Here is a 13,673-nt window from a genome sequence, read left to right as displayed (position 1 = left end):
ATGAATGCATTGTTAACGGGAGCATCAGGCTTTTTAGGTAAAGTACTACATACCAGCTTAGCTAATCAAAATTATAACGTTATTACTTTAGGCAGAGCAAAAAGCAATGAAATAAGAGCCGATTTGCAAAAAGAAGTTCCTGTTATTGATACAGCTCTGGATATTGTAATCCATGCTGCTGGCAAAGCGCACGTTGTACCAAGGAATGAAGCAGAAAATAAAGAATTTTTTCAGGTTAATCTCGAGGGAACAAAAAACTTGTGCCAAGGTCTTTTAGCTTCAGGATTGCCCGTTAAAAGCTTTATTTTTATTAGTACCGTAGCGGTTTATGGGCTAGAAGAAGGCCAGTTAATCCGCGAGAACCAATCGCTTAAAGGAGAAACCCCCTATGCTAAATCAAAAATTTTAGCAGAAGAATGGTTACAAAAGTGGGCAACGAAGCATAATGTAAAACTCGGAATATTAAGGCTACCCTTAATTGCAGGTCCTAATCCACCGGGTAACCTAGGAGCTATGATTAAAGGCATCAATAGCGGACGATATTTAGGCATTGGTAAATCAGCTGCCCGAAAGAGCGTAGTATGGGCCGAAGATGTAGCTGCTATCATCCCTAAAGCAGCCGAAGTTGGTGGTACGTACAATTTAACAGATGGTTATCACCCCAGCTTTAAAGAACTAGAGGATGGCATTGCTGCAGCTGCAGGCAAAAAACAACCTTTGCATATACCGGTGCCTCTTGCCAAAAGCATTGCTTTGTTTGGCAACTTACTTGGCTCCAAATCGCCCATAACTACTCTTAAACTTCATAAAATGATGTCGACGTTAACCTTTGATGATTCTAAGGCAAAGGAAAAATTAAACTGGCATCCATCATCTGTTTTACTAAAATTGCCCATGATCGTATGATTTACGCCTTTATTACCTTATTGCTTTTTATCTTATTACTTGGTTATTTCCGGATTGCGGATCGTTTCAATATTATTGATAAACCTAATAATCGTAGTTCCCATACGGCAATTACTATTCGGGGGGTGGTATAGTTTATCCTTTCGCCATGATTTTGTATGCTGTCTTTTTCCACGATGCTTCCGCTTTTCTGCTTTTTGGCATGCTGCTTATAAGTTTGATAAGCTTTTGGGATGATATAAGTAGTTTACCTAGCCGAGTTCGCTTGCTGGTTCACTTATTGGCTGTTACTGCTTTACTATATTCTGTAAATGCATTTCAATCATTACCAATCTGGCTTATTCCTATTGTATACATTCTTATAATAGGTATTATCAATGCTTATAATTTTATGGATGGTATTAATGGCATTACAGGTTTATACAGCTTAATTATTTTGTGCTCGCTCCTGTACGTAAACGAACGCATCGTTAGCTTCGCAGACTCAGCCTTTATTATTTGCCCGATTATTGCCTCCATAGTTTTTCTTTTTTTTAATTTTCGAAAGAAAGCGAAGTGCTTTGCGGGAGACGTAGGTAGCGTAAGCATTGGCTTTTGGATTCTTGCGTTATTACTCATGCTTATTCTAAAAACAGAATCCTTAACTTATATCCTCTTCCTGGCGGTATATGGGGTAGATACGGTACTAACAATCATACACCGGCTTCTTTTAAGGCAAAACATTTTCGAACCGCACCGCTTGCACTTTTATCAAATACTGGCCAATGAGCGTAAAGTACCGCACCTAATTGTATCAGCTTTATATGCGCTTGTTCAATTATTAGTAAATTGCTTAGTGCTGTTTTCTTCGCTTGATTTTATTTACATTTTCATTCTGGTGGCCTTGCCTTTGATTATGATCTACGTAATTACCAAGCCGATCTTAATGCCCAAAAGAGCACTTTCATGAGAACTTCTTATGTTATCTATGGAGCAGGAGGCCATGCCACAGTAGTGGCCGATTTAATTAAACTGCAAGGCGGCAAAGTAGAGGCTTTTTTTAATGATCAGTTAAAAGATGATAAATCAGCCTTAGTTAGACCATATGAAGAAATACTTCATTCTGAATCGCGATTAATAATTGGTATTGGCAATAATGTTGTTCGCGAAAAGATTGCAGGTAGAGTAAAACATAAATTTGGCACTTTGATTCATCCGTCGGCTTACGTAGCTGAAGATGTAGAACTAGGAGAAGGAACTGTTATTCTGGCTAATGCAGTGGTGCAATCAAAAGCTTGCATTGGAAAACATGTAATTATTAATGCAGGCGTTTGCGTTGATCATGATGCAGTAATAAATGATTTTGTTCTTGTTTACCCAAATGCTTATATTGGAGGTGGTTCTATTTTAGAGAAAGGAGTTTTGATTAATCCTGGAGCCATTATTTTACGCAATGTTGTAGTTAAGGAAGGATCCGAAATTCCGCCTTTAAGTGTTGTTAAATAAAGGTATAATTAGCTAACAATTTCATTCAAAAAAGAAAGCTCGAAATAATTCTAACTATAGAATTATTTCGAGCTTTCTTTTTTGAATCACATCAACCTTCTTAGAGTTTTTTAAATTTTTAATTTTTAATTCAATCATCAGACTACTTCACAGTTTTATACCTTTTTTGTTGCGTGTAAACTATACTGTTTTTTTGAAAATAAGTTATAACGCTCGCAATTGTAATAAATAAGGAAATTGTAAAAAGTATGTAAGTATTAAGATTATCTACATGAATGTTAAAAGTACTTATAAAAAGCCGGAGAACTGAAGGAAATTTAAAGTTTGAATTTAAAACAATAGCTATTAGGCTATAAAGCGAAACTAAGCTTATACATACAACTAAATTCCTCAAAGTAAATATTCTACTAGCTAAAGTATTTAATTTATTTGATTTGAATAAAGAATCAAAAATGGCCCAATTAATAAATATTAAGTAGGTCAAAAGATTACTTGTGAATAATATTCCAAAAGTTAAAAAAACCGAGATATGAAATATAACTGCAGCTATAACAAATAGTCTGAATATGGTTGGATTTAAAATGGCTAATAAAAATCCAAACTCGAATATTACTGTTAAATAATCAAAGAGCTCCCAAAAGACCAGGCTTTTAACTTGTAAAACGGCTTCTAAGAGCAATGGTCTTCTTTCCCAATACAAGTAATTAAAAAGCAAATGCGATCTTGAAGCCTGCGAATCAAAGGATAGCCAACCTTCCATAATTTTCGGTAAACTGGCAGTAAACATAGCAAAACCCAACAATAAAGCCATCAAGCTAATTGCCCAAGCATTTACCTCTGATTTTTTATTTACAGCCGCATCAACAGAATAAGCATTGCCCCACCCAGAAAAGGCCATTATCAACGGTATAATTAACCATATAATAGTATGATCTATTTTACCAAAAGAAAAAGAGAAGCTTTGGCCAATTAAGAGAAGAAAAAATAGTAAAAGGGAAGTAACTTTTGTGTTCCAACCAAACAATAGTACAAAATATAAAACTACAATAAGAACATTTAGTACAGTAAAAAATAATGTACCAGGGAATCCATCAAACAAATGTGCTAAACTAATATGAGGCGGAGTAAATAAATAATCTGGACTCTTTCCTATCCAAACGTAATTCGGAATTCCGTAAAATAGAAAAGTAAATACGCAATAAAGTATTCTATAAAGTGCTAATTGATTTGGATGTAGCTTAAAGGAATCAAATACAAAAAAATCATATTTGTCTAATACTTTTTTACTTAATGACATAGAATCATTATTTAAGGTTAGGTATAAGTAAGTCTATAGTTTCAAACAAGAATTTTATGACGATATCATGTTAGTGTAAAATGATACCTGCTGTTTCAATTAAGCTTTTTCTTCCTACTGAATCAGATAGTTCGGGATTTCGTTTAACATCAAACTTGTTTATTACCAGTTTATCATATTTTTTATTATACAGTATATTTAAACGGTTGGCAATGTAAATTTTAAAATCCTCATAATCTTGGCGTTTCTTTGTACTAATAGTTGCATTAGGTTGTGAATCTTCTGTACGCTTCTTGATTAGATTATTTAACAAATTTGGCAGGTAATGTTTAGGAATATTATCAAATAACTCTTCCGGTTTAACAGTTACTGAATCCTGAGATGCATAAGCCACCACTTCATACTTTGTAAAACTTACTTCCCCACCAACTTGCGGAATCTTACCAAAACCAGGAAACCGAATTGCTGGATAAGGCTCTGAGAATTTCCAAATGTACATGAGTTGTATCACCAAAAAGACAGAGACTACTACAAACAGTATTCTAATACTATTCCTTCTCATAAATATAATTTATAAATTTCAAAAGTTTAATGAGGATTATGGAGCTACAAAATTAAGTTAATATTCGATATGGCACAATTATTTGAATAAATATATGTTTATATATTTATTCAAATAATTGTGCCATCTGATACTGTTAGTATGGATTGTGATTGAAAGTAAGCAGTTAATTTTATTTTATTAAATGCTAAAGCTGCTTACCTGCCTAATGAACAGACTAATTTAAGTACTAAGACGAAAAATTAATGGGGAAATACCTTATACTTACTTATTAATCGTTCTATTCTGTAAAACTTAATAAGCAACTCTTAAGATTAAAATGCCTACTGTTTCTCATTAACAGAAACTAAAAACTTTTCGCCCGTACTCAGATCTACTTTAATGAGTTGATGATGGTTGGTATCTGTTACCCACATTTTATCATCTATAAACGTTACATCATTGGGTTCGTCTAAACCGGCCAGGATGGTAGTGATGCGGTTATTATCCAGGTTTATTGCTTTTATTTTACCGTTATACGTATCGGCAAGGTAAATCTGATTCTGATGAAACGAAATACCCATGGCATGCTGCAATTGTGCCCCATCTAAGTCACCATCTACGTCGCCAAAATCAAATAAGCCGGTACCAATTAAAGTACTTACTAATCTATTATTTAAATCTATTGCCCGTATGGCGCTAGCTTCGGCATCGGCTATGTACAGTATACCGTTATGTAAAGCTAAACCGCTGGGCTGGTTAAAGGCGGCTTCCAACAATGTTCCATCGGCTAAAGCTTCGCGACCGGTACCGGCAAACCGCCAGACTGATTCCGTTTTTAAATCCATTTTTAAAATTTGGTGGTTACCGGCACTAGCTATATATAAAGTTTCATCTTCGATAACTAAATCCCAGGGACTATTGGGGTTCACGGGTGCATCTAACGAATCTTCAAAAAAGTAATAGCTTAATTCTCCGGTACCGGCTATTGTAGTTACCTGGTCTGTTTTTAAATCGACCTTCCGGATAGCGTTATTTTTAGCATCAGCTATGTACAAATAAGATGCATGCAAAGCTAAGCCGTGCGGTTCGTTAAAAGTGGCTTCAGTAATGGAGCCATTAGTAAAACCCCGCTCGCCACTACCAATTACTTGTAAAATACTTCCTTCTTGGTTTATTTTTAAAATACGATGGTGGCCGCTATCAGCCAGGTAAATATCGCCCATTGGGCTAGCTATTAATTTAGAAGGAAATTCTAAAATACCGGGTAGCTGCTCTTCCGGCTGAAAAGGAAAAATAGTACGGTTCAGTTTTTTTTCAAAATTCTCGATTAAAAGTGCGAGATTTGGTTTAACAATATCGTAAATGCCTTCACCGGCGCGCTGCCCAATTACTTTACCATCCGGATCTATCAATACAATGGTAGGCCAGGCATTCACAGCGTAATGTTTCCAAACCTCAAACCCGGCGTCGTTTACCACCGGATGCTTAATTCCAAATTTAAGAATAGCTTTACGAATAGCATGCTGCATTTTTTCATTATCAAACTTAGCGGAGTGCACTCCAATTACTACTAACTCTTCAGGGTATTCTGCTTCCAGACGTTGTAAATCCGGAATAATATGCTGGCAATTAATACAGCCTAAAGTCCAGAAATCAAGCAAGACAATTTTACCTTTAAAATCGTTTATGAAGTACGATTTGCCCTTAGTGTTGAGCCAACCGTATTTCGTATTAATTTCAGGAGCATTTACACGGCCAGTTAACATAGTTCAGGCTTGACTAAGTGAATAATAAGCTGGAATAAACCAGTAAGAACAAGTAGTTGAACCACTCTTTATTCGTAAAAGTTACACAATCAGGCAGGAATATAGTTTTATCCTTTATTCAACATTATCTGAATACAAAAGTAAACTTTTGAATAACAAGATTTAGCGGCCATATTGCAACGTGTGCTTCCGGAAAGTTAAAAATTTAAAAAATTGTAAATTTGCACTTATGAACCAATCCTATTTATCTGATTTCGGTACTATCCTGCTTTTTTTGATTGGTGGGGGCATTTTTATTTTAATTGGTTTGGCAACAGCCCGTTTAATCCGGCCAGCTAAACCTAATGCAGAGAAATTATCATCGTACGAATGCGGGGAAGAAGCTTTGGGTAGTTCGTGGGTGCAGTTTAATCCACGGTTTTACATTATCGCCCTTATTTTTATAATCTTTGATGTAGAGCTAGCATTTTTATTTCCGTGGGCGGTGGTGTTTGGTCAGCGCTCGTTAATAGAGGAAACTGACGGTTTATGGGGATGGTTTGCTCTGACCGAAATGGTCATATTTATTGCTATACTGGCTTTAGGTTTAGCTTACGCCTGGGCTAAAGGCCATTTAGATTGGGTAAAACAAAAGCCAGTAATTCCAGAGAGTATTTCTAAAATTCCACTTTCGGCCTATTCTAAAATAAACGCGCAACGGTACGAAGTAAAGAAAGAAGTAATTGAAATAAAGTAGATGCAATTGTCTTTACAATATTTAACTTAAAGATTATCATTAGATAGACAAGATGAACACATTATCGAGTAGAGCGAAAACCGGAGAAGGCAGTATTATTATTGGTAAGCTAGATGATTTCCTGAGTTATGCCCGCCTTTCAGCATTGTGGCCGATGCAGTTTGGTTTGGCCTGTTGCGCGATCGAGATGATGGGAGCCTGGTCCTCGGCGTATGATATTGACCGCATGGGCGTTATTCCCCGGGCTTCGCCGCGCCAGTCAGATGTGATTATTATAGCTGGTACGGTTACTTTTAAAATGGCAGATCGTATCCGGCGCCTCTACGAGCAAATGCCCGAGCCTCGGTATGTAATTTCGATGGGATCCTGCTCTAATTGTGGTGGCCCCTACTGGGAGCATGGGTACCATGTGGTAAAAGGCGTTGATCGCATTATTCCGGTAGATGTTTACGTACCCGGTTGCCCGCCGCGCCCAGAAGCTTTAATTGGTGGCTTTTTACAATTACAAGAAAAAATCAGGCAAGAATCCTTACTTGCCCCACCACATGCTGTGCAGCGGCTAATGGGCGAAAACTTAAAACCACTTGCTGGTAGCGAACATTCCATAGGAGCTACTATCTGATTTTTTTAAAATACAGCATCAGGCAAGTTATTGTTTGCCGAGGTTTATGAAACTACAAAATGTCATTCGACGAAATAAAAGCTTTTATTACAAATAAATTCGGGGAAGCTGTACTGGTGCGCGAGCAACGCCAGGAATTAATGTCCTATTTGGTTATCCAAACCGATCAAATAGCTGCTGTTTGCGCCGAATTACACGCCTACGAGCAGTTGTATTTTGATGTATTATCTTGCCAAACCGGTATGGACAACGGCCCGGCAGCAGGCACCTTAGAAGTAGCTTATAATCTATACTCGATCCCATACAACCATCAAGTATGCCTGAAAGTAGTAGTTAACCGTAATTCAGCGGATGAACCGCTGCCTGTTGTTCCTACGGTTAGCCACATCTGGCGCACGGCCGATTGGCACGAACGAGAAATCTTTGACCTATTGGGAATCCAGTTTTCCGGGCACCCGGATATGCGCCGGATTTTGTGTGCGGCTGATTGGGAAGGGTATCCACTCCGAAAAGACTACGAAGCGCAAGAATATTACCATGGTATCCGGGTAGCCTTCGACGAACATAACCGGAATAATGGCTTTAAGGGCGAAGATTGGCAGAATAATTAATGATTTTTAAATTTTAATGCAAGATTGTTAAACTAAAGCCAAGGAAAAGAATCTTTAGTTAGCTGATAGTTCATACCCAAAATATAATTATGCCTATATTTCAAGAAAATAACGGACAATTAAAAAAACTGAAGATTAATACATTAACAAAAGAAAAAAGTCTTCAATTATTGATTGAACAAAATTTGTTGGAAGTTTTAGATATGCATCTCTTAGCTACCGAATACTCTACCACTTTTGGCGGGCGAATTGATACTCTTGCAGTTGATATGGATGGGGCTCCTGTAATTATAGAGTATAAGTTAAATAGAAATGATAATGTAATTAATCAAGCCTTGTCTTACCTCCGCTGGCTCAAAGCCCAAAAAGTTGAGTTTTTTGAGATGCTGATCATCCGAAAATTAGGCAAGGAACTATCGGATAAATTAAAAATTGACTGGCAAAACCCACGGGTTATTTGTATCGCTGAAAACTACAGTAAGTTTGATATTGACACGGTAGAGGTAATACCAATGCGGTTAGAGTTATTTAAATACCGCTATTATGAGAACGGCATATTTAGCTTAGAACCTTTAAATACAAATGCATCAGCTAATGAAAAGTCAGAAGCTATTACAACAACAAATAGTATTCCCGAGAATATAAACTTCACCAATGAGATTACAAACAGTGTCAACAAAAATCTTGTAAAAGCACCATCATCTATTCGGAATCTCTTTGAAGAACTCCGCAGCAGAATACTGCAGATGGATGAGAATGTAATTGAAAAGCCTAACTCAAGATACATTGCTTATCGTCTTTCTAAGAACTTTGCAGAAGTTCACCTTGGTAAACAGCAAATAAAAATGTATTTACGTCCAGCCAATTATGATGATCCATTAAACAAAGTTGAAAAAATGCCCGAAAGCTATCATTGGGCTATGGATAGAAGAGTTTATTTAAATAATTTAGAAGAACTTGACTATGTGATGCAATTGATTGAACAGTCTTATAACGATGTACTGTAAAATTCCTCATTCAAATACCTTTCTTAACATATTTTCCGTGGACTATCGACTGTGGACTATCGACTGTGGACTATCGACTATCAACTAAATAATGACAACTCGCTATACGGAATATCTACTGCAGGCTGAACCTAATAAATTTGCCATTTCTGACTTAAAAGCCGGCGAGATGCTCTTGAATATGGGGCCGCAACACCCGGCCACGCACGGCGTTTTGCGGCTCGAATTAATTACAGACGGCGAAATAGTAGTGGATGTAGTACCGCATATAGGCTACTTGCATCGCTGTTTTGAAAAACACGCCGAGTCGTTGGCATATAATCAAACTTTGCCTTACGTCGATCGCATGGACTACCTGGCAGCTATGAACTCGGAACACGTGTGGTGCATGGGCGTAGAAAAAATGCTGGGATTAACGGGTCAGTTACCGAAACGCGTCGAATACATTCGGGTATTGGTAGCCGAGTTAAACCGCATCGCCTCACATTTGGTAGCTATTGGCACCTATGCCATTGACATTGGGGCATTTACGCCTTTTTTATGGCTGCTCCGCGACCGCGAACATATTCAACGCTTACTCGAATGGACTTCGGGCTCCCGCATGTTGTATAATTACATCTGGATTGGCGGTTTATACTACGATTTGCCCATCGGGTTTGAAGATCGCTGCCTTGAATTTGTAAATTACTTTATTCCCAAATTAGAGGAATTAGATCAAATTTTAATTAATAATAAAATATTTATTGATCGCACCGCTCATGTGGGCGTTTTACCCTTGGATGTGGCTATTAATTATGGTTGCTCCGGTCCTATGCTGCGCTCCTCGGGGTTAAAGTTTGATTTACGCCGGGTCGATGGTTATTCGGTTTACCCGGAGTTAGAATTTGACATACCAATAGGACAAGGCTTGGTAGGCACCACCGGAGATTGCTGGGATCGCAATTATGTACGGGCCCAGGAAATGCGGGAATCACTTAAAATTATTAAACAATGCTTACACCGCTTAACCACCGATTGCAAGCGTTCGCCCGACTTTGATCCACAAGCAATGTGCCCGAAAAAGATCCGGCCCAAAGAACAGGAATTTTATTTTCGGGCCGAAACGCCGCGGGGCGAGTTAGGTTACTACTTCCGGACAACCGGTAAATCAGATATTCCGTTTCGGTGCAAAGGCCGGTCGCCTTGCTTCTCTAACTTATCGGTGCTACCCGAAATTGCTAAAGGTTGTATGGTTGCCGATTTAATTGCGATTGTGGGATCTGTTGATATTGTACTGGGAGAGCTAGACCGGTAATTTAGCTTGTGTTGCTACCAATTTTTTAAATTTTTTAGAAAAAAAAGCTTCATAGCAACTCAAAGCAAAACGTTTAGTTCCGTTATAAACCGATTATCAAAATAGGTAAATGAAGATTCTTACAGCCGCTCAGACACGCCTCGCCGATGCTTATACTGCTGAGCAGGAAAATATAACTTCGCTGGAACTAATGGAACGGGCTGTAAAAGCGTTTCTAGCGTGGTTCGAAGATAAGTTTACTTCTAAAACCGGCCGACCCGTTTTAATCTTTTGTGGTCCGGGTAATAACGGGGGTGATGGCTTGGCAATAGCCCGGCTTCTGCATCAGCATAACTACAATGTGCAGGTTTTTATCTTATCCACTAATGGCTCTTATGCACCTGATTTCAAGGCTAATTTAAACCGTTTGCCGGAAGAAATTGTCAGAAAACACCTGCAACAGGCCAGCGACTTTCCAGAAATTCCAGCGAATGCCCTGGTGTTAGATACTTTGTTTGGTACGGGTCTTAATCGTCCGTTATCCGGGTTTATAACAGATTTGGTACAATACATTAACCAGAGCCTGGCTACAGTAATTGCCGTGGATATGCCGACGGGCTTATTTGCTGATGCACCTAATGCACCTGAAGATATTATTATTGAAGCTGATTTTACTTTATCGTTTGAGTTACCCAAGCTAGCATTTCTTTTACCAAGCAAGGCCTTATATGTAGGTGAATGGACGGTAGTACCTATTGGATTAAGTGTTAAATTTATTTCGCAAGCGCCATCCTCCTACTTTTATATTTCTCCGGATGTGGCTGCTGCTATTTTAAAACCCCGGCCAAAGTACGGACATAAAGGCTCTTTTGGTCATGCTTTGTTAATTAGCGGCAGTTATGGTAAAATGGGGGCCACGGTACTTTCGTCGCGGGCCTGTTTACGAAGCGGAGTGGGATTGCTTACCGTATATTGCCCATCGGCGGGGTATTTTATTTTGCAAACCGCTGTACCCGAAGCCATGACAGTAACCGACCCCAAGGAGCAGTATACGTCGCAATTACCGGATATAAGCACGTACAATGCTATTGGAATTGGCCCAGGCTTAGGAAAAGCCTCCGCTACGCACCAGTTAGTAAAACAATTACTCGAAACTACGAAAGCACCTCTGGTAATAGATGCGGATGCTCTCAATATCATCTCGGAAGACGAAAATTTAAAAAAATCTATTCCGCCGGATAGTATCCTAACGCCACATCCTAAAGAGTTTGAACGTTTAGCGGGCATTGCTCAAAATGATTATCACCGGCTGGAGTTGTTGAAAGAGTTTTGCCAGGAACATAGTTGTTATGTTGTTTTAAAAGGGGCGCATACGTGTATTGGCACTCCGGTCGGTACTTTTTACTTTAACAGTACTGGAAATCCCGGCATGGCTACCGGCGGTACCGGCGATGTACTTACCGGTATTATAACTGCTTTGGTAGCACAACATTATTCTCCATTAGAATCTTGCATTGTGGGCGTTTACTTGCACGGCCTGGCCGGTGATTTAGTGAAAGCCGAGATAGGCGAACAAGCACTTCTTGCTTCCGACATGGTATCGTATTTAGGTAAAGCTTTTTTAGAAGTACAATCATACGATCACAAAAAGAAAAAATTTTAAATTTTGGGTGTTACCAGTAAGAATAAGCTGACTTAGTGAGTTGCCATTAATACTAATATTGATTGAACCAGCATCATGCCATCGGCAAAAATTAAAAAATAATAGTCGCTCCGGTTTTCCGTACTAAACCATACCACTAATAAAGCCAATCCGGCCGATAGCTCCAGATGTATTAAGGCGGAACCACTTTCGGAATACCAGGTGAGAACGGCAAATACCAGCAGTAACAGCGAAGCAAAAACTTTCGTTGAAAATACGCCCACCAAACCCGGGAAAGTAAGCGTATGGGTAATCTTGTCTTTTTTATAATCTCGGATATCAAATACTAAGGTTAAAGCAAACAAAAAAGTAAAACGTCGCATAAATAATATACCTACGTTGGTAGATAATAGAAAATTATCCACAGCTAAAGCTAGTAACGGCAGAATTACCGTAACGCAACTCCAGACATAAGCAATTAAAAAAATTTTTAATAAAGGTATGTTGCGCAACGGAATAGAAACTCCATTTTTTTGCGGGATAATGCGCCAGGAGTAAAAGAATGAAATAGCTACTAAGTGCCCAATAAGCCAAAAATAATGCGGCTGGCCGTAGCGGATAAACAAGAATACAGCCATTATAGCCGCGAGACCAATCGAAAATAACAAAACGCTTCGGTTGTTCATTAACCAAACTTTGCGCTCCGATACTATTACATTCTGATTAAACTTATAAGGCAGCAATCCATCCAAGTTGTAGATAAAAAAGGTAGCCAGAAAAGCTAAACAAGCTTGCCAATACCTAACGGGTAAATGTAATAATAAATAAGTTTGGCATACTAATCCGAAAGCACAGGTTGCAATAAACAAATTGCTGAACAAAATACCCCGTCCTATAATCCGGAAAAAAGAAAGTACCCTCAATGATAGTAATAAGTAGATTTTTTAAATTTTATAATTACGGAAAGCAGTTTCACTTATCGTGTTGCTCTGCAATTTAATACTATTTGGTACTGCAATTACTTTAGTATTAGAATTAACGCCTGTAACCTAGTAAACTAAAAAACCGGCTATTGAAAAATAGCCGGTTTTCTGTAAAACTTTTTAGCTTTTTAATTACACTCAGGAAACTCGTTCCTATCACGTAATTATCTTTCGGTTAATTCAGGTTTATTCCGGAAAGTAGTATTATATAACTCAATGCTTTTGTTAATAATTTCGTAAGCCTGCTCTCTACCTAAAAACTGTTCTACCACTACTTCTTTGTTTTCGAGTTTTTTATAATCCTCAAAAAAGCGACGGATTTCTAATAAAGTATGCGGGGGCAATTGCGAGATATCACTAATGTGATTTACGGACATATCATTCTTAGCCACGGCAATGATTTTGTCATCCTCTTCGTTGTTATCAATCATCTGCATTACCCCAATTACTTTGGCTTCGATAATACACATCGGATGTACATCAATAGAGCAAATTACTAAGATATCCAGCGGGTCACTATCATCGCAATACGTTTGCGGAATGAACCCGTAATTAGCCGGATAATGAACCGATGAAAACAAAACGCGGTCTAATTTTAATAAACCACTGTCTTTATCTAATTCATATTTTGCTTTAGAACCTTTTGGTATTTCAATAATACCAGTAACTACTTCTGGCGCGTTCTCGCCAAACTTCACACTGTGCCAGGGGTTATTTTTTCTTGTCATTTAAAATATCAATAATGATTTTATTAAAATAAATCACACAAAAATACGATTTATCCCGAACTGCGACACTATC

General features: G+C 38.1%; 14 protein-coding genes. 9 read left to right on the top strand and 5 right to left on the bottom strand.

Annotated features, from left to right (window positions below):
- The 3 genes from AHMF7616_RS22620 to AHMF7616_RS22610 all read left to right on the top strand — a co-directional run bounded on the left by AHMF7616_RS22620 (position 1) and on the right by AHMF7616_RS22610 (position 2,391).
- Positions 1 to 906 carry an NAD-dependent epimerase/dehydratase family protein gene (locus AHMF7616_RS22620; RefSeq protein ID WP_115374950.1) on the top strand — a complete coding sequence of 302 codons (906 nt, stop codon included), beginning with the start codon at positions 1 to 3 and terminating at the stop codon, positions 904 to 906.
- 148 nt (positions 907 to 1,054) lie between these two features.
- A complete protein-coding gene (locus AHMF7616_RS22615; RefSeq protein WP_199474321.1) occupies positions 1,055 to 1,855 on the top strand; it encodes an MraY family glycosyltransferase in 801 nt (266 codons plus the stop codon).
- The gene (locus tag AHMF7616_RS22610; RefSeq protein WP_115374949.1) at positions 1,852 to 2,391 is read left to right on the top strand and encodes a PglD-related sugar-binding protein; all 540 of its coding nucleotides are present in this window, start codon (positions 1,852 to 1,854) and stop codon (positions 2,389 to 2,391) included. The genes AHMF7616_RS22615 and AHMF7616_RS22610 overlap by 4 nt, the downstream gene beginning before the upstream one ends.
- Before the next feature lie 142 nt (positions 2,392 to 2,533).
- On the opposite strand, the gene AHMF7616_RS22605 is transcribed toward AHMF7616_RS22610, so the two are convergent.
- From AHMF7616_RS22605 to AHMF7616_RS22595, 3 genes are all read right to left on the bottom strand, one after another.
- Positions 2,534 to 3,688 (bottom strand): hypothetical protein, encoded by a 1,155-nt coding sequence (locus AHMF7616_RS22605; protein WP_115374948.1) that lies wholly within the window; start codon positions 3,686 to 3,688, stop codon positions 2,534 to 2,536.
- Positions 3,689 to 3,758: 70 nt separating this feature from the next.
- Complete coding sequence (locus AHMF7616_RS22600) at positions 3,759 to 4,250, bottom strand: hypothetical protein (protein ID WP_115374947.1); 492 nt, start codon at positions 4,248 to 4,250, stop codon at positions 3,759 to 3,761.
- Positions 4,251 to 4,573: 323 nt separating this feature from the next.
- A complete protein-coding gene (locus AHMF7616_RS22595; protein WP_115374946.1) occupies positions 4,574 to 5,998 on the bottom strand; it encodes a thioredoxin-like domain-containing protein in 1,425 nt (474 codons plus the stop codon).
- Positions 5,999 to 6,227: 229 nt separating this feature from the next.
- On the opposite strand from AHMF7616_RS22595, the gene AHMF7616_RS22590 reads away from it, so the two are divergent.
- The 6 genes from AHMF7616_RS22590 to AHMF7616_RS22565 all read left to right on the top strand — a co-directional run bounded on the left by AHMF7616_RS22590 (position 6,228) and on the right by AHMF7616_RS22565 (position 11,910).
- Positions 6,228 to 6,734, top strand: coding sequence for an NADH-quinone oxidoreductase subunit A (locus AHMF7616_RS22590; RefSeq protein WP_115374945.1), 507 nt, complete (start codon positions 6,228 to 6,230; stop codon positions 6,732 to 6,734).
- 52 nt (positions 6,735 to 6,786) lie between these two features.
- On the top strand, positions 6,787 to 7,356 hold the full coding sequence (locus tag AHMF7616_RS22585; RefSeq protein ID WP_115374944.1) for an NADH-quinone oxidoreductase subunit B: 570 nt from the start codon (positions 6,787 to 6,789) through the stop codon (positions 7,354 to 7,356).
- 59 nt (positions 7,357 to 7,415) lie between these two features.
- Positions 7,416 to 7,967: an NADH-quinone oxidoreductase subunit C gene (locus AHMF7616_RS22580; RefSeq protein ID WP_115374943.1), complete on the top strand. Its 552-nt coding sequence runs from the start codon at positions 7,416 to 7,418 to the stop codon at positions 7,965 to 7,967.
- Positions 7,968 to 8,056: 89 nt separating this feature from the next.
- Entirely contained in the window at positions 8,057 to 8,974 is a 918-nt protein-coding gene (locus AHMF7616_RS22575) for a DUF5655 domain-containing protein (RefSeq protein ID WP_115374942.1), read from the top strand.
- A 91-nt stretch (positions 8,975 to 9,065) separates the two neighbouring features.
- A complete protein-coding gene (locus AHMF7616_RS22570) occupies positions 9,066 to 10,268 on the top strand; it encodes an NADH-quinone oxidoreductase subunit D (protein ID WP_115374941.1) in 1,203 nt (400 codons plus the stop codon).
- Between the two features lie 109 nt (positions 10,269 to 10,377).
- A complete protein-coding gene (locus AHMF7616_RS22565; protein ID WP_115374940.1) occupies positions 10,378 to 11,910 on the top strand; it encodes an NAD(P)H-hydrate dehydratase in 1,533 nt (510 codons plus the stop codon).
- A gap of 32 nt (positions 11,911 to 11,942) precedes the next feature.
- On the opposite strand, the gene AHMF7616_RS22560 is transcribed toward AHMF7616_RS22565, so the two are convergent.
- Positions 11,943 to 12,812, bottom strand: coding sequence for a UbiA prenyltransferase family protein (locus AHMF7616_RS22560; protein WP_115374939.1), 870 nt, complete (start codon positions 12,810 to 12,812; stop codon positions 11,943 to 11,945).
- Between the two features lie 224 nt (positions 12,813 to 13,036).
- A complete protein-coding gene (locus tag AHMF7616_RS22555) occupies positions 13,037 to 13,600 on the bottom strand; it encodes an inorganic diphosphatase (protein ID WP_115374938.1) in 564 nt (187 codons plus the stop codon).
- Positions 13,601 to 13,673: the final 73 nt, after the last annotated feature.

Origin of the sequence: Adhaeribacter pallidiroseus (assembly GCF_003340495.1) — a bacterium.
GTDB classification, from domain to species: domain Bacteria; phylum Bacteroidota; class Bacteroidia; order Cytophagales; family Hymenobacteraceae; genus Adhaeribacter; species Adhaeribacter pallidiroseus.
Note: the sequence above shows the minus strand (reverse complement) of the source record. Positions and strands in the feature narration are given on the sequence as shown.